Below are 14379 nucleotides of genomic sequence, written 5' to 3' on the forward strand. Positions count from 1 at the left end.
TGGGAGAGCACTACATGCTGCGGCCGGTCGCCCTGTTAAACAGTGGTTCTCACTCGATCGAGTGAAAATCAGCCGGCACCTGTTGGGTCGTGAGCGCTTGTTCTTCCATGAGTTTCTGTTCCATATTCGGCTTCCGTTAGTCTTCGCTGGTAGGCCTGACTCGCGCGTTTGGCAGCTTCCACAACTAGGGCTGCATACTTATCGATTGCTTGGCCTTCTAGTCGGCTTGCCAGAAAACCGATGCTGAGAGAACCAGCCGGAAGCCCATCCGCGTTAGTGATGGGGGCAGCGATGCCTTGGGACAGGGGGACGTGTTCTGAGCGAGTTGTAGCCCACCCCTGCTCTTTGATGCTTTCTAAGCGATTCCTCAGGACCTCTGGGTCCGTTGGGGTGCGTGGCGTGAGAGACGGGATGGGAAGCGAGAGCACATCGTTGACCTGCTCTGAAGGAAGCTGGGCGAGCATACAGATTCCGCTGGCTCCGACCGTCAGGGGTGTATGTTCGCCGATCGATACGGTGATTCGAATGCGTTGCATGCTTTCAATCTGCGCCACGTAGCAGCGCCTGTAGCCGATTCGGGCAGAGAGCGTAGTTGTTTCACCAGTTACTTCAGCAAGTTTTGATATTGCAGGCATGGCTGCTGCCCTTAGGTCGTCTTCTGCAGACGCGCGCATGCCTAGAGCAACAGATGCAGGACCAAGGGCATAAGCCCTTCGGGTGGTGTCATAGCGGACTAGGCCTGTCTGTACCAGCTGCTGCAGGATTCGATGCACTACAGACTTGCTCAGCCCTAGCTCACGCGCCAGCTCGGAGACGCCTTGCCATCGTCCTGCGCCGTTGAAGGCCAGCAGTGTCTGCGCGACTCGCCCAGTGACAGATGGAGAAGTTGTTGAAGTGTGTTCCAACGTGGGGGCTCCCTTCGTACTGCAAGAAGCATAACCTCTTGTTCTATTCAGTGGAACACTAGTTTACAGTTCACCATTCCGTAACAAGCGAGTAATGCCAGCTAAACGCCTCTTTTCTAGCATTAGAGAAGTCTCACAAGGTCCGCTCAGCGGAACGCAATTTAGGGAGTCGCAATGTCTGCCACTGCAGTGGAGCAATCGATCCTGGAGATCGATGATGTTTCGTACGCCTATAAGCCGTCTCTGCCTTCAGTGATGGAACATGTCTCCCTTGCCCTCAGGGAGGGCGAGTTCTTCGTGCTTCTGGGTCCTTCCGGTTGTGGGAAGACGACAATCCTCAATCAGGTGGCAGGGTTTGAGCTCCCCAGCGCTGGGGAGATTCGACTGCAAGGAAAGCCCATCAGTGCTCCTGGGCCCGATAGGTCAGTTGTTTTTCAGGGACATGATTCGCTCCTTGGATGGCTCACTGTGCGGCAGAACGTGGACTTCCCCCTGAAGGTGGCAGGTCTTGCTCCGGGCAAGAGGAAAGAGCAGGTCAAACGGGCGCTGACGCTGGTGGAGTTAGAGAAACAGGCAGACAAGTACCCGCATGAACTCTCGGGCGGCATGAAGCAGCGAGTCCAAATTGCTCGGGGCCTCGCCACTGATGCGCCGACGGTGCTAATGGACGAGCCGTTCGGCGCGCTGGACGCCCAGACGCGAGCTACTTTGCAGCATGAGCTTTCCGACATTTGGTCTCGGGAGCGTCGAACGATTCTGTTTATTACCCATGACATTGCCGAGGCGGTGATTCTTGCGGACCGTGTCGGAGTAATGAGCGCCGGGCCGGCCGCTTATCTGCATTCAGTGATGGAGATCGGTCTGGAGCGGCCCAGGCAGAGGACGTCTGAGTTTACAGAGCGCGTCAACGAGCTGGAGGCGAGGGTGACAGCGGCTAAAGCACGTCAGCCATTTGGCGTTCCGAATGAGCGGGCAGCTGCATGAGTGCGCTCCTTGCTGAGGGCTCGGGGCCGAGGGCTGGCTATAAGCCAGTTGTTTCTTCGGGGCACTCTCTTCGTAAACGCCTGTCTGATTCTCCTAAAGTTTTAGGAGTTTTAGGAATCTTTTTGGCCACTATGGCATGGCAGATTACCGCGCTGTCAATCGATAATTCAATGGTACTTCCAGCCTTTTCTTCGGTGGTCGTGGCAGTAACATCAATGGCGGTAGAATCCGGCATGCGGGAACATCTTTTCGATACGCTTTGGCGAGTAGTCGTGGGGTTCGGTGCGGGCTCAGGAGCAGGGCTTTTGGTCGGTGCCGCTATTGGTTCCTTTGGTCTAGCCAGGCGAATTCTTAACCCCTATCTGAATTTCCTGCGATCTGTCTCTCCTATAGCTTGGATTGTGCCGGCCACGATCTGGTTGGGGATCGGAGAGCCGCCCATCCAATTTGTTGTCATTTACGCAACGGTCTTCCCGGTGGCTATTAACACCATCTCGGGGATCGCCTCGGTGCACAACGATAAGATTCGAATGGCGCGTACTTTTGGAATGAGTTCGCTCGGAATTTTCCGTTCGGTTCTTATCCCCTCCGCGGTGCCGTACACGCTCGTGGGGGCGCGTCTTGCGCTCGGATTAGCGTTTATGGCCGTTGTCGGTGCCGAAATGATTATTGGACGGTCAGGTTTGGGGTTCCTGATCTTTGACGCTCGAACAACGTTCAGTACGGACCTGATGTTCGCATGCATCCTCATTCTTGGCGTTATCGGTTACCTGGGAGATCTTCTCTTCGTGATGCTTAGAAAGACGATCTTTGGCCGCTATTACGCAGGGAGCGCAGACCTATGACAGCAGGAACCGTGCAAACTGTGCAGAAGGGGTCAGCAATCCATGGAGGAGCTGAGCTTCGAGGTCTTCTGGTGCGTTGGGGGCGTAGCAGCGTGATGCTTCTGACCTCACTGTTCGTCATAGGGGTTGTCTGGGAGGTGCTTTCGCGCAGCTACGGTGTCCCCTTCTTGTTCCCAAGACCCATGGACGTTGTCGACAATCTGGTGGCGAACACGGCTAATGGACGTCTCATCGAAGCGACCGGCGCAAGCCTCGGCCGTATCTTCTCCGGATTCCTGCTCGGATCATTGTTAGGGGTGTTATTAGGTCTACTCTTCGGCGCAAGCAAGATCTTCCTCGGGCTCACGGCACCTTTCGTGACGTTCTTCCGCTTCGTTCCTCCGTTGGCGTGGTTTGCGCCAGCCCTCGTCTGGTTCGGTGCAGGCGAAACCTCAAAGATCGTTCTGGTCATGTACACCAGTGTGTTCGTCGTTGCCCTTAGCACCTTGGAGGCGCGGACCGGAATTCCTCAGGATATGCAGAGAATGGCTAGCGCGACGGGAATTTCCTGGTGGCAACGCATGATGTGGGTCACCTTGCCAGGAAGTGTGCCTTATATCATCGCAGGTGCACGCATCGCTCTGGGCAACGCCTACATGACTATCGTCTCGGCGGAGATGCTGGGAGCCGCCTCGGGCCTCGGCGTCACCATCAACAACGGTATGACCACCACGAACATCCCCTCGGTCTTCAGCGCGATACTCGTTCTGGGAATCCTCGGGCTCGTAAGCGACCGAATCTTCGTCATCCTGATGAACACTCTAGGCCGGAAGTATCAGAGCAGCCCTGGCCAGGCAGTCGCATGAGCCCGTCCCTGACCCTCGAAGCATCGGGCAAGGCTGCATGGTGGGTGCTAATCGCCACCAGTGTGAATGTGATTCTGGTCTTCGTCAATGCTACAAGTCTTATCATTGTGATGCCTGTCGTCGCGAATGATTTTCAGGCTTCCCCAGCGCAATCAACGTGGTTCATCCTCGCCTATCAGCTTGTGCTGACGGCCTTCATAGTGGTCTTCGGCCGTTTGGCAGACATTTTCGGTCGGAAGGCACTCTATGTCTTCGGGGTAGGTGTCTTCGCCGTTTCCAGCGTTGTTGCGGGAGTGGTCGGCAACGTTGATCTGTTCGTACTCGCTCGGCTGGTCCAAGGTCTCGGAGCGGCGGCGATCATCTCCAACACCACCGCCATCCTCACGGATGTCTTCCCGCAGGGAAAGATGCCGATGGCGCTGGGGATGAATGCCACCTCGGCAGCCTTGGGGCAGGTGCTGGGACCGGTGGTCGGCGGCATAACAACGGAGTACTTCAGCTGGCGGTGGATCTTTATCGCCTCCTCTGCTCTGACAGTGTTCAGTCTGCTTCTGTCCTGGAAACTGGTTCCGGGAAGGACTGGCAGAGGCCGGGACAAGTTTGATGTATTCGGATCAGTGCTCCTAATTTCCAGCCTGGGAGCGTTCGTCGCTGGGATGGCGGACGGGTCTGCCACAGGATGGAGCTCCGCTCAAGGGCCAATACTCATCATGGTTGCCGTGGCCCTGATGGTGGCCTTCATCTATACACAGGCAAAGCGCAGCACCCCCCTAGTCGACCTGTCTCTGTTCCGAATCCCGAAGCTTGGGCGACGCTATACCGCAGTCTTTCTCTGCGGCTTCAGCCACTACGCGGTGATATTGCTGCTGTCTATCTATCTTCAAGCGGTTGAAGAGCTCTCTGCTTTTGAAGTGTCGCTCATCGCTATTGCCTCGCCCCTGGCGACGATGGCAGCCGCTCAGTGCGCTGGACGACTTGTGGGAAAAGTCTCTACCGGATTCTTAGCCTCACTTGGAATGGCATTGGTCTCAACGGCATCTTTAACTCTCATCGTCTTGCTTCAGCTGGGACACCTGGGCGGATACACGTATATCGCGCTGGTTGCGCTAGGACTGGGAATTGGGCTGTTCATGACTCCCAACACCAGCCTCATCATGTACATCACGCCTGTGGAACGTCGAGGAGTATCGAACGGCATACGCTCGACGGCCCTCAACCTTGGCTTCCTCACGACGACAGCCGTATCGCTGGCCTCCGCCACGCTTTTCCTTAGTCCTGGGGCGAGAGCTGCGATCTATGCCGGCGAATATCCCTTGCCCAGCAGCGTGCACCCGGACTTCGTCCTAGGGCTGCAAGCAGCGTTTGCCCTCCTTGCGCTGACTGCGCTCATCGGAGCTGTGCTTGGCAGCGATCGCCGCCCCCGGAAAACCCCCGAGATACCCCCCAACCCATCACTCGCAGGAGGAAATGATGCACATTTCTAAGCAGAATCCCATGAAGGCAGCTGTAGCAACCGTTTCAGCCGCGTCGCTTCTGACGCTTTCGGCATGCGGCGACGGCGGTGGCAACGCCGATCACCCAGAGCCTGATGCCTCTATCGTGGTCGGAGTAGCACCAGACTTTTTCTTCACCCATCTCTATGTGGCAGTGCAAGAAGACTTCTTTGCTGCGGAGGGGATCGAGGCAGAGCTCGTCGAATTCCCTTCCGGGATGGAAGCTACTGAGGCCATCACCGCGGGGCAGGCCGACATCACCAGCACCACCTCCTCCACCCTCAGCCTGCTGGCGGGATCAGGCAGCGACGTGACAGCGCTGGCTTCCAACCTTGTGGGCGACGGCTGGTACGGCATCGTTGCCAACGAGGAGGCGGGAGACGTCAGTGACTCTTCAGACCTTGAGGGTCTGACCCTTGCAGCTCCTCACGGTTCGGTGCTCGACATGCACGTGCGCAATTTCCTCGAAAGTCACAACCTCAGCGCCGAAGACATTGATTACGAAGACGTCAACGCGGCTCAGCTGGTTACAGGCCTAACGCGGGGGGACTTTGACGCGGCATCCATGTGGGAGCCGAATGTCAGCCAGTCCCTTGCAGAGACCGAGGGTTCCAGCGTGGTCCTGGACTCGGAAGAGACGATGCCCGTCACCGGCTATACCGTCGGTGGTTCAGACGTCGTAGAAGACGAAGAGCTTGCTGTTCGTGTCCTCACCGCGTTGGACAACGCCATTGACTGGATCGAGGAGAACCCGGACGAGGTGCTTGACCTGGTGATGGAGAACAGCGGCATCGACGATGAGAGTCTCGCACAGACCGTTCAGGACAAGGTCAGCTACCGGCTCGACTTCAGTGAGGAAGAAGTTGATGAGATTTATGAGTCTCGCGACTTCTACGAAAGCCTCGGTATGACGGACGCTACGGATGACGACGTGACCCAAATGTATGACACCAGCACCTTCGAAGAGTGGAACTCTTCCGGAGACTCATGAGCATTCTCTCCCAGAAAAGTGCGAGGCCTCCTGCCCCGGAGGTTGCCACGTCAATTCCCTCAGTGGCGGAAGGCCTCGCCGAGTTTGCGGCTGAGTACTCCAGCCCCGATCGTTCGCTGCCCCCAGAGGTATCTGACGCTCTCGACCGGGTCTTGGAGAATACACTGGCCGTGATGCTGGCGGGAGCCAGCACGGAGCATTGCGTCGCTTTGGCTCAAGCATGGGGAGGACGTAATGGAGTGCCCCTGCCTGTAGATCTTTCGTTGGAGAGCGCGTGCTGGCTAGGGGGTGTCGCTGCGGTCTCGATGGAGATGGACGAGGGGCACCGGGAAGCTGGAGGTCATCCGGCAGCACAATGCTTCCCCGCAGTTCTGTCTCTGGCTGCCGTTCGAAATGCGCCTGGCTGGCTTCTCCAAAGGGCACTGCTTATCGCCTATGAAGTGACCGCGAGGATAGGCAGCGTAGCGGACCTTCCTCCTGAAGCGCACCCGCACGGTACGGCGGGAGCCGTAGGAGCTGCCGCAGGATGTGCTGCGCTTCTGGGACTTCCTCGTGCCCAGGTTAAGGAGGCGATTCGGGCTGGCCTGGCTATGCCAATTGCCACGTCGTGGTCTGCCGTTCACGCAGGCGGTGCCGTAAGGGACCAGTGGGTAGGTGCGGCCAACCTCAACGGTCTCAACGCCAGCAGGTTCGCTGCCTCAGGCCTGCAAGCGGGTGAGGCGCTCGGCCTTGGAGGGTTAGGGCGTCTGGACCGGGCGCACGTCGGAGGTTCCCACTCCAGCCAGTGGTTTATCACCGGAAACTACTTCAAGAGGCACAGTGCTTGTGCCTATCTGCACGGCTCCATCGACGCTGTGCTCAAGCTCCGCCAGGAAATGCACATGGGCAGACAAGAACTGGCCACCGTAAGAGAACTGACTGTGGAAGTGCCGCCTTTTGCGACTGACTTCTGCCGTGAAGAGCTCACGACCCGGCACAGTGCATGGTTCTCGATCCCGTTTGCCGTAAGTTCCGCTCTTCTGTACGGCGATGTCAGCTACGTCCGCTCGACACCCGAGGCATGGACACAGGAGTTCAGGAAGGCCGTCAGCCGCGTCAGGGTGAGGCCCAGCCACGATTTTTCCGGTCTCACCTCCGCCTCGCGTCCCGCCCGTGTCACTGCAGAGCTGGAAGACGGTCGAGCCATCGCCGTAAGCGTCGATCACCCCTGCGGGGACCAGGAGCTTACGCCGTTCGAACAGAATGAATGGGACGCACTGACCAGCGCCCACCTGGCTATGTCTCCTACCAGCCTCACTAAGGAAGAGCTCCGGCTGCTGATTGCATCGCTGGATACCAGATCATCGCGCGCGCTCACTGATGTGCTGACCCAGCAGTAACCCCTCTACCTCCGACAGGAGAAAACAGCATGACACTATCCCAAGACCACGACTGGAATAACGAAGTGGCCAAGATTCAAGAACTGCGTGAACAACGGACGAAGATCGGCTCGGGGCGAAAGCCCGCCGTCGTGGTTGTTGACTTCCAGAGAGCATTCACACAGCACGAGAAGATTGGTGAGTCGACTGCGACGGTGCTCAAAAACACGGCGGTCCTCCTGGAGAGAGCTCGTCAGGCGGGGGTCCCAGTGATCTACCTCGCGATGATCCTTGACTCACTGGAAGACAGGATGCTTGCCCAGCGCGTTAGGTCCTCTCTTACAGAACGCTGCGAAAGAGGAAATCCGTGGACAGACTTCGACGAGCGGGTCGCCCCGCAGCCCGGGGACCATGTGGTGGAGAAGACCGTTGCTTCAGGCTTCTACAAGACAAGCTTGGAAGACCTTCTCGAAGAACTGAATGTTGATGAGCTCGTGATGACAGGCACTTCTACAAGCGGGTGTGTGCGAGCCACCGTGGTCGACGCCGCCTATAGAAGCTACCGAGTCAGCGTGGTTGAAGAATGCTGCGACGACTTCCGCACGCTCTCTGGAGAAGTTTCCCTGTGGGATATGCAGGATCGTTTCGGAGACGTAGTCTCCCTTGAGGAGACGCTCCAGCGTTTCAAAGCTTTGACAGGGAGTGCTTCTGTAGGGACTGCCGCATGATCGCCACCGATGACCGACTGATCTATGCGCCTATGCCCGGGCGCCCTCAGGTGACTTGGCCAGAGGGAAAAACCGTTGCGGTATGGCATGCCCCCAACGTAGAGCATTACGACTATGTTCCTGCGTACAGTGCTTCTCCGCAGGGACGTGTTCCTGCCCCTGACGTGCAGCACTATATGCATCGGGACTACGGAAACCGGGTAGGTTTCTGGCGGATGCTTCGAGCGGTGGATCGGTTTGAGATTCCTTCCACTGTTTCGCTGAGTTTGGCTCTGCTCGAGGAAGTTCCAGAGGTAAGAGAGGCCATGCTTGAACGTGACTGGGAGATCATGAGCCACGGTATCTCTAACCTCCGCACCGTCTATGGGTACACCGAAGAACAAGAGAGTGAGTTCTTCGACATTTCTCAGCGATTGGCTGAAACTTACGCCGGTCGGCGAATCAAGGGAATGCTCGGGCCTAAAATTTCCGGAACTGTGCAGACCAGCGATCTAATGGTTAAGCACGGAATGACATATCACGCCGACTGGGTCCATGACGAACAGCCCCGACCGCTGCGGGTCGAGAGTGAGCAGCCGCTGGTCTCTATCCCGTACAGCTACATGCTGAACGACGTGCCCCTTCTCTTCGCCAAGCATTATTCCGGCGAGTACTTCGTGCAGATGGTGATTGCCCAGATCAGCAGGATGCTCAGAGATGCAGAGGAAGATGGGCAGGGCCGCGTGGCATGTGTCGCGACTCATCCCTTCATCATCGGGCAGCCTGGCATGCAGAAGCACCTTGAAGAGATTTTCGACTACCTCCGCAGGGATGGCCGTGTCTGGTTGGCCACGGCGGGGCAGATCACCGACCACTACATCGCACACCACTACAAGGACCAGGTATCACATGCGATGTCTTTGGATACTAAGACGACCGGGGGTGCATAACAATGACAAGCAGGAAGATTGTGGACAATCGGGGCGTCACGGTTTACGCCCCAGACTTGCAACGCACCTATGAGCCGGCTCGTGCAGACTGGTTCCTTCCCAGCGGAAAGAAGCTCGCCGTCAGCATCCTCATGCATGCTCCAGCATATATGGACAACGTTCCTGAGGGAGCCTTGAAGCCGCTGGAGATGCAGGGAGGCGTCGGAAGGGACACCAGTGAACCTCGGATCGGCCAGGTTGTCAGGCTGTCCCAATGGGACTTCGGTCTCACCGTAGGTATTTTTCGGCTTATGTCCATCGCAGAAGCCGTAGGAGTGCCCTTTGCAGTAACGCTTGACCAATATGGTGTGGAGCATGCACCCGGCCTGGCCGGAGAAGTAGGGCGTAGGGCCCCCGAAATTGTTGCTAGGGGGCGTGCCGCGAACCTCGTTTTCAGCGAGGAAATCTCACCCGAAAAGGAGCTCATCACCATCCGAGAGTGTCTGGGCACGATTCGTGAGGCGACAGGGCGGACGCCTGCCGGGTGGTTCTCTCCGGAGCGTGCAACCTCCAGCCGCACCCATGCCCTGTTAGCTCAGGCAGGGATTTCTTGGTTCGGTGAGTGGCCTGTTGATGAGACCCCTGTGGTGGTTCCGACTGAGCCGAGTGAGGTGGTAAGCCTGCCCTTCTCACTGGAGGCTGAGGACATGTTCGCACTTTATACGCGCGGTATGAGATTTGACGACTACGAGCAGTTCCTTAAAGACACGGTGCAGCAGCTGCTTGAAGACGCGGATATCGTAGGATCTCGTTTCTTAGGGCTCAGCTGGTTCGGCTGGGTGCTCGGGCAGGCGTGCTTCGCCGATGTTGCGGAGAGATTCCTTGCCTGGCTGGTGGAGCAACCTGAGGTTGAGATTCTCCTTCCTTCCGAGGTCGCCCCGTTAGCAGGCCGCGCTGTATCGGCAGACTCTGCAGGAGGCGTATGAATCCCAAGATTTTCAGCCCCATCACCCTGCGAGGCATCGAAGTGTCCAACCGCGTGTGGTTGTCCCCCATGTGCATGTATGCCTGCCCTGATGAAGATGGAGCCGTCGGTGATTTCCATCTTGCTCATTATGGGGCGGTAGCCCTTGGTGGGTCAGGGATGCTCATCACGGAGGCCACTGCGGTGCGCCCAGAAGGAAGAGTCACTCCCCAGGACGCCGGGCTGTGGGCGGCAGAGCAGATGTTTGCGTGGAAAAGAGTGACAGACTTCGTGCATGCGGCTGGCTCTCGAATCGCAGTGCAGCTGGCGCATGCCGGCCGAAAAGGAAGCAAATATCGCAACCTCCCTGGTGACGCGCCCGATCGAGGGAGTGTGGCCGCCGAACAAGGTGGTTGGAAAACCAAAGGAGCTACAAGGCAGGCATTTGGGTATTTGTCCGCTCCTGAAATTCTCTCTGAGGAAGAAGTTTGGGAGATCATCCGAAGTTTCGCGGACGCTGCTGAAAGAGCCGAAAAAGCGGGTTTCGATGCTGTGGAGCTTCATGGAGCACATGGCTACCTCCTTCACGAGTTCCTCTCCCCCTTGACTAATCAACGTGATGATCAATGGGGTGGAAGTCCCGAGGCGAGGGAATCTTTCCTTCTGAAGACGGTCCGGGCAGTGCGTGAAGTGTTGTCTCCTGAGACGCCGCTGTTGGTGCGCCTCTCAGTCAGCGACGTCACTGACGGGGGTATGACTGCGGAAGCATCGGCAACGCTTGCTGAGCGACTTGCAGAACAGGGTGCCGACTTCATCGATTGCTCCTCCGGTGGGTTGCTTCCCAACGTGGACTACAAGGCCTACCCGGGGTATCAGGTAGCTGACGCTCGCACAGTACGCAGCTCCGGCGTGCCGGTCGGAGCAGTTGGCCTGATCACAGAGCCCGAGCAGGCAGCTGAGATTGTTGAGGATGGAAGTGCAGATGTCGTACTGCTCGGCAGGGCAATGCTGAGAGACCCGCACTGGCCGCGTCGAGCAGCGAACGCTCTTGGAGCAACGCAAGCAGTGCCTCCGCCACCCCAATATCACCGAGCCTGGTGAAGCAGGGGCCCAGTAGGGTTGGAATATGACTTCTGCGAAGATTGCGATGCTTGGCCTCGGGTCCATGAACGGGGCGATCCTCGCCGGGCTGCTGGGCTCCGGGGTGTCACCCGCCGACGTGACCGTCACCAACCGGTCTGAGGCCTCCGCGCAGCGGGCCCGGGACGAGCACGGCGTCACTGCCCTGTCCGAGGAGAGCACCCCGGAGGCCAACCTGAAGGCTGCTGCCGAGGCCGACGTCGTCTTCCTCGGGGTGAAGCCCCACCAGATTACCGACCTCTGCGCCGAGATCCGTGAGGCGCTCAAGCCCGGCGCCGTCGTCGTCTCCGTAGCCGCCGCCGTCACCCTCGAGATGATGCAGGAGGCTCTGCGCGAGGGGCAGCCGGTGATCCGCACCATGCCGAACACCCCGATGTCCGTCGGCCTCGGCGTCGTCGGGCTGGCTCCCGGCGCCCACACCATGCGCGAGCAGACGGAGACGGTGGCTGAGCTGCTGGGCGCCTCCGGCAGTGTCCACATCCTCGATGAGCCGCAGATCGACGCGCTCACCGGGGTCGCCGGCTCCGGGCCCGCCTACGCGTTCTACCTCGCTGAGCACATGGCTGCGGCGGGCGTGGAGATGGGCCTGGCCCCTGAGCTCGCGGCGGACCTCGCCGCCCAGACCCTCTACGGTGCCGGGAGGATGCTTGTGGAGAACGGGGGTGCCGCCGACGCCGCCCAGCTGCGCCGCAACGTCAGCAGCCCCAACGGCACCACCGAGCAGGCGATCCGCACCTTCGACGATGCCGGGATGGCAGAGACCATCCGCGCCGGCGCCAAAGCCTCCGCCGCCCGGGCAGGAGAGATCAGCCGGTCGCTTTGCTGAGCAGGCGGCGCAGGCGGGCCGAGTCGAACCTCCAGAAGTCCCGCGGCACCCCGTCGATCCGCAGCACCGGGATCTCTTCGGCGAACTGCTCCGCCAGCACCGCATCCTGGGTGATGTCCGTGGTCCGGTGCTCCAGCCCGAACTCCTCGCACACCTGTGCGGTGACCGCCAGCGCGTCCTGGCACAGGTGGCAGCCCGGCTTGACCAGCACCTCAACATCTCTCACGTGGCCTCCTTCGGAAACAGCAGGCAGATACAACAAGACCCCGGGGCCTCTGTGCGAGGATCCGGGGCCCTGAATGAAGCTGCTACTTCTTATTGCGTCGCTGGTGGCGAGTCTTACGCAGACGCTTACGGTGCTTCTTCTTCGCCATGCGCTTGCGGCGCTTCTTGATCACTGAACCCATAGGGCGACAGTCCTTGTCTATAGGGGGTAGGCCAAATGGTCTCGGAGCAGTTTACAGACCCGCCCCCCAGCAGACGAAACCGGAGGCGAGGCTGCCGCCGCTGGGACCGCTTCAGTCATAGTAGGGGTCGAGGCCCCACAGGGGGAAGATCTCCTTGCGGGTCTGGATGATGGCACGGTCCACAGCGTTCTCCGGGTCATAGCCGTCCTCCCAGCTGCGGAAGACGGGCTCCGCGCCGTCGCCCATGCTCGTCGGAGGGTCGACGCCGAGGTGAGTCAGCTCCTCCTGCCAGCCCCGCGGAACCTTGGCGTCTGGGGGGATGGGGGATCCGGCGACCACGGCGGTCAGGTGGGTCCAGGCTCGCGGGACGATGCCGTGCACCGCGTAGCCCCCGCCGCCGGTGGCGAGCCAGCGTCCGGCGCAGTGCCTCTCGGCGAGCTCAGCGATGTCGAGGGCGATCCGCCGCTGCCCTTCCAGGCTCAGCCGCAGGTCGCTCATCGGGTCCTGAGCGTGGGCGTCGGCGCCGTGCTGAGAGAGGATCACCTCCGGCTCGAACGCGTCCAGCACTGCGGGTACGAGGGCGTGGAAACCCCGGAGGAAGCCGGCGTCGTCCGTCTCCTCCGGCAGGGCAAGGTTCACGCTCATCCCCGCGGCCTCCCCGGTGCCCGTCTCGTTGGGGTACCCCGAGAACGGAAAGAGGTTCGCGCCCGACTGGTGCACCGATACTGTCATCACCCGCGGGTCCGCGTAGAAGATCTGCTGGGTGCCGTCCCCGTGGTGTGCGTCCACGTCGATGTAGGCGATGCGGCGGAACCCGGCATCCAGGAGCGTCTGAGCAGCGAGGGCGACGTCGTTGTAGATGCAGAACCCGCCCGCCCGGCCGGCGTGGGCGTGGTGCATGCCGCCGGCGAAGTTCACGCCCCGGGCGAACCGGCCCGACGCGATCCCCTCAGCCAGCGCGGCCGTGCCCCCGGCGATCCGTGCTGCTCCCTGGTGCATCTGCGGGAACACGGGAGTGTCCTCGGTGCCCAGTCCGTGCTCCTCCGAGGCGACCCCGTTCGCGTCAGCCTCTCGCACCGCGTCCAGGTAGCCGGCTTCGTGGATGCTGCCCAGCTGCTCAGCGGTGGCGAGCTCCGGGGTGATGGTGATGACATTCTCCGCGTCGAGCACCCCCAGCTGGGCGCACAGCTGCTCGGTCAGCTCCAGCCGCACCGGGTCCATCGGGTGGGCGGCGGTGAATCGGTAGTCCAGCAGGGCTGGGTCCCACACCACGGCGGTGGACGGGAGGGCTGCTGTGCGAGTCACACGGTCAACTCTATGACAGCTCTACGCGTGGTCCGCGAAGTACTCCAGTCTGCTGACGTCGCCGGAGACGACGATGGTGTCGCCTGCGGAGACGAGGGTGTCGGGCTGGGCGTAGACGAAGTCCTCGCCGGGGGACTTCACGCCCACCACGTTGACGCCGAGCTTCTTGCGGGGCTGGGCCTGGTCGATGGTCTTGCCGTGCAGGACCTTGGGCGGGCGCATCTTCACGATGGCGAAATCGTCGTCGAACTTGATGAAGTCCAGCATCTGGCCCGAGACCAGGTGGGCGGCACGGACCCCGGCGTCGTGCTCGGGGTAGATGACGTGATGGCAGCCGATGCGGGTGAGGATCTTGCCGTGCGTGGGGTTGATGGCTTTGGCCCACACCTGTTTGACGCCGAGGTCCACGAGGTTCGCGGCAATCAGCACGGAGGACTCGATGGATGTGCCGACGCCGACCACCGCGGAGTCGAACTCCTCGGCGCCGAGCTGCCGCAGCGCCTCCATGTCGGTGGCGTCGGCCTGGACGGTGTGGGTGAAGATGTCCGCGAACTTCTGGACGAGACGGCCGTCGCTGTCCACGGCCAGGACTTCCTTCTCCTGGAAGACGAGCTGCTCGCCCAGGGCGATGCCGAACCGGCCCATCCCCACCATGAGGATCGGCTTGTTGGGGGTGCGTC

The 14379-nt window shown here is 60.1% G+C and carries 16 protein-coding genes; 11 read left to right on the forward strand and 5 right to left on the reverse strand.

Annotated features, from left to right (window positions below):
* Positions 1–68: 68 nt before the first annotated feature.
* Complete coding sequence (locus FWJ47_RS12415) at positions 69–905, reverse strand: IclR family transcriptional regulator (RefSeq protein ID WP_170228458.1); 837 nt, start codon at positions 903–905, stop codon at positions 69–71.
* 174 nt (positions 906–1079) lie between these two features.
* On the opposite strand from FWJ47_RS12415, the gene FWJ47_RS03335 reads away from it, so the two are divergent.
* From FWJ47_RS03335 to proC, 11 genes are all read left to right on the forward strand, one after another.
* Positions 1080–1889 (forward strand): ABC transporter ATP-binding protein, encoded by an 810-nt coding sequence (locus tag FWJ47_RS03335; protein ID WP_147104074.1) that lies wholly within the window; start codon positions 1080–1082, stop codon positions 1887–1889.
* A gap of 131 nt (positions 1890–2020) precedes the next feature.
* The gene (locus tag FWJ47_RS03340) at positions 2021–2734 is read left to right on the forward strand and encodes an ABC transporter permease (protein WP_170228459.1); all 714 of its coding nucleotides are present in this window, start codon (positions 2021–2023) and stop codon (positions 2732–2734) included.
* Between the two features lie 95 nt (positions 2735–2829).
* Complete coding sequence (locus FWJ47_RS03345; protein ID WP_246126312.1) at positions 2830–3579, forward strand: ABC transporter permease; 750 nt, start codon at positions 2830–2832, stop codon at positions 3577–3579.
* Positions 3576–5063 (forward strand): MFS transporter, encoded by a 1488-nt coding sequence (locus tag FWJ47_RS03350; RefSeq protein ID WP_147104082.1) that lies wholly within the window; start codon positions 3576–3578, stop codon positions 5061–5063. Before FWJ47_RS03345 ends, FWJ47_RS03350 begins: the two co-directional genes overlap by 4 nt.
* Positions 5064–5073: 10 nt before the next feature.
* Positions 5074–6063, forward strand: coding sequence for an ABC transporter substrate-binding protein (locus FWJ47_RS03355; protein ID WP_170228461.1), 990 nt, complete (start codon positions 5074–5076; stop codon positions 6061–6063).
* Positions 6060–7442: an MmgE/PrpD family protein gene (locus FWJ47_RS03360; RefSeq protein WP_147104089.1), complete on the forward strand. Its 1383-nt coding sequence runs from the start codon at positions 6060–6062 to the stop codon at positions 7440–7442. The genes FWJ47_RS03355 and FWJ47_RS03360 overlap by 4 nt, the downstream gene beginning before the upstream one ends.
* A 29-nt stretch (positions 7443–7471) precedes the next feature.
* Positions 7472–8149 (forward strand): isochorismatase family protein, encoded by a 678-nt coding sequence (locus FWJ47_RS03365; RefSeq protein WP_147104092.1) that lies wholly within the window; start codon positions 7472–7474, stop codon positions 8147–8149.
* Positions 8146–9078, forward strand: a complete 933-nt coding sequence (locus FWJ47_RS03370; protein WP_147104096.1) for a polysaccharide deacetylase family protein — start codon at positions 8146–8148, stop codon at positions 9076–9078. Before FWJ47_RS03365 ends, FWJ47_RS03370 begins: the two co-directional genes overlap by 4 nt.
* A gap of 2 nt (positions 9079–9080) precedes the next feature.
* Entirely contained in the window at positions 9081–10043 is a 963-nt protein-coding gene (locus FWJ47_RS03375; RefSeq protein WP_147104099.1) for a polysaccharide deacetylase family protein, read from the forward strand.
* Positions 10040–11122, forward strand: a complete 1083-nt coding sequence (locus FWJ47_RS03380) for an NADH:flavin oxidoreductase/NADH oxidase (protein ID WP_147104102.1) — start codon at positions 10040–10042, stop codon at positions 11120–11122. The genes FWJ47_RS03375 and FWJ47_RS03380 overlap by 4 nt, the downstream gene beginning before the upstream one ends.
* A 25-nt stretch (positions 11123–11147) precedes the next feature.
* Complete coding sequence (proC, locus tag FWJ47_RS03385) at positions 11148–11987, forward strand: pyrroline-5-carboxylate reductase (protein ID WP_147104105.1); 840 nt, start codon at positions 11148–11150, stop codon at positions 11985–11987.
* Here the strand turns inward: proC and FWJ47_RS03390 are convergent.
* The 4 genes from FWJ47_RS03390 to FWJ47_RS03405 all read right to left on the reverse strand — a co-directional run bounded on the left by FWJ47_RS03390 (position 11968) and on the right by FWJ47_RS03405 (position 14353).
* The gene (locus FWJ47_RS03390) at positions 11968–12213 is read right to left on the reverse strand and encodes a glutaredoxin family protein (protein ID WP_147104108.1); all 246 of its coding nucleotides are present in this window, start codon (positions 12211–12213) and stop codon (positions 11968–11970) included. The genes proC and FWJ47_RS03390 overlap by 20 nt on opposite strands.
* 82 nt (positions 12214–12295) lie before the next feature.
* Complete coding sequence (locus FWJ47_RS03395; RefSeq protein WP_081652675.1) at positions 12296–12394, reverse strand: 30S ribosomal protein bS22; 99 nt, start codon at positions 12392–12394, stop codon at positions 12296–12298.
* 111 nt (positions 12395–12505) lie between these two features.
* On the reverse strand, positions 12506–13699 hold the full coding sequence (locus FWJ47_RS03400) for an acetoin utilization protein AcuC (protein ID WP_246126141.1): 1194 nt from the start codon (positions 13697–13699) through the stop codon (positions 12506–12508).
* Positions 13700–13720: 21 nt separating this feature from the next.
* A complete protein-coding gene (locus FWJ47_RS03405) occupies positions 13721–14353 on the reverse strand; it encodes a potassium channel family protein (RefSeq protein WP_147108846.1) in 633 nt (210 codons plus the stop codon).
* Positions 14354–14379: the final 26 nt, after the last annotated feature.

It is taken from the genome of Nesterenkonia populi (assembly GCF_007994735.1).
Classification (GTDB): domain Bacteria; phylum Actinomycetota; class Actinomycetes; order Actinomycetales; family Micrococcaceae; genus Nesterenkonia; species Nesterenkonia populi.

Excerpts from the sequence above, each read along its gene's own strand:
- FWJ47_RS03350 (WP_147104082.1), top strand. The coding sequence starts at position 3,576 with ATGAGCCCGTCCCTGACCCTCGAAGCATCGGGCAAGGCTGCATGGTGG.
- FWJ47_RS03360 (WP_147104089.1), top strand. The coding sequence starts at position 6,060 with ATGAGCATTCTCTCCCAGAAAAGTGCGAGGCCTCCTGCCCCGGAGGTT.
- FWJ47_RS03335 (WP_147104074.1), top strand. The coding sequence starts at position 1,080 with ATGTCTGCCACTGCAGTGGAGCAATCGATCCTGGAGATCGATGATGTT.
- FWJ47_RS03340 (WP_170228459.1), top strand. The coding sequence starts at position 2,021 with ATGGCATGGCAGATTACCGCGCTGTCAATCGATAATTCAATGGTACTT.
- FWJ47_RS03355 (WP_170228461.1), top strand. The coding sequence starts at position 5,074 with ATGAAGGCAGCTGTAGCAACCGTTTCAGCCGCGTCGCTTCTGACGCTT.
- FWJ47_RS03405 (WP_147108846.1), bottom strand. The coding sequence starts at position 14,353 with ATGGTGGGGATGGGCCGGTTCGGCATCGCCCTGGGCGAGCAGCTCGTC.
- FWJ47_RS03375 (WP_147104099.1), top strand. The coding sequence starts at position 9,081 with ATGACAAGCAGGAAGATTGTGGACAATCGGGGCGTCACGGTTTACGCC.
- proC (WP_147104105.1), top strand. The coding sequence starts at position 11,148 with ATGACTTCTGCGAAGATTGCGATGCTTGGCCTCGGGTCCATGAACGGG.
- FWJ47_RS03395 (WP_081652675.1), bottom strand. The coding sequence starts at position 12,394 with ATGGGTTCAGTGATCAAGAAGCGCCGCAAGCGCATGGCGAAGAAGAAG.
- FWJ47_RS03370 (WP_147104096.1), top strand. The coding sequence starts at position 8,146 with ATGATCGCCACCGATGACCGACTGATCTATGCGCCTATGCCCGGGCGC.
- FWJ47_RS03380 (WP_147104102.1), top strand. The coding sequence starts at position 10,040 with ATGAATCCCAAGATTTTCAGCCCCATCACCCTGCGAGGCATCGAAGTG.
- FWJ47_RS03345 (WP_246126312.1), top strand. The coding sequence starts at position 2,830 with ATGCTTCTGACCTCACTGTTCGTCATAGGGGTTGTCTGGGAGGTGCTT.
- FWJ47_RS03365 (WP_147104092.1), top strand. The coding sequence starts at position 7,472 with ATGACACTATCCCAAGACCACGACTGGAATAACGAAGTGGCCAAGATT.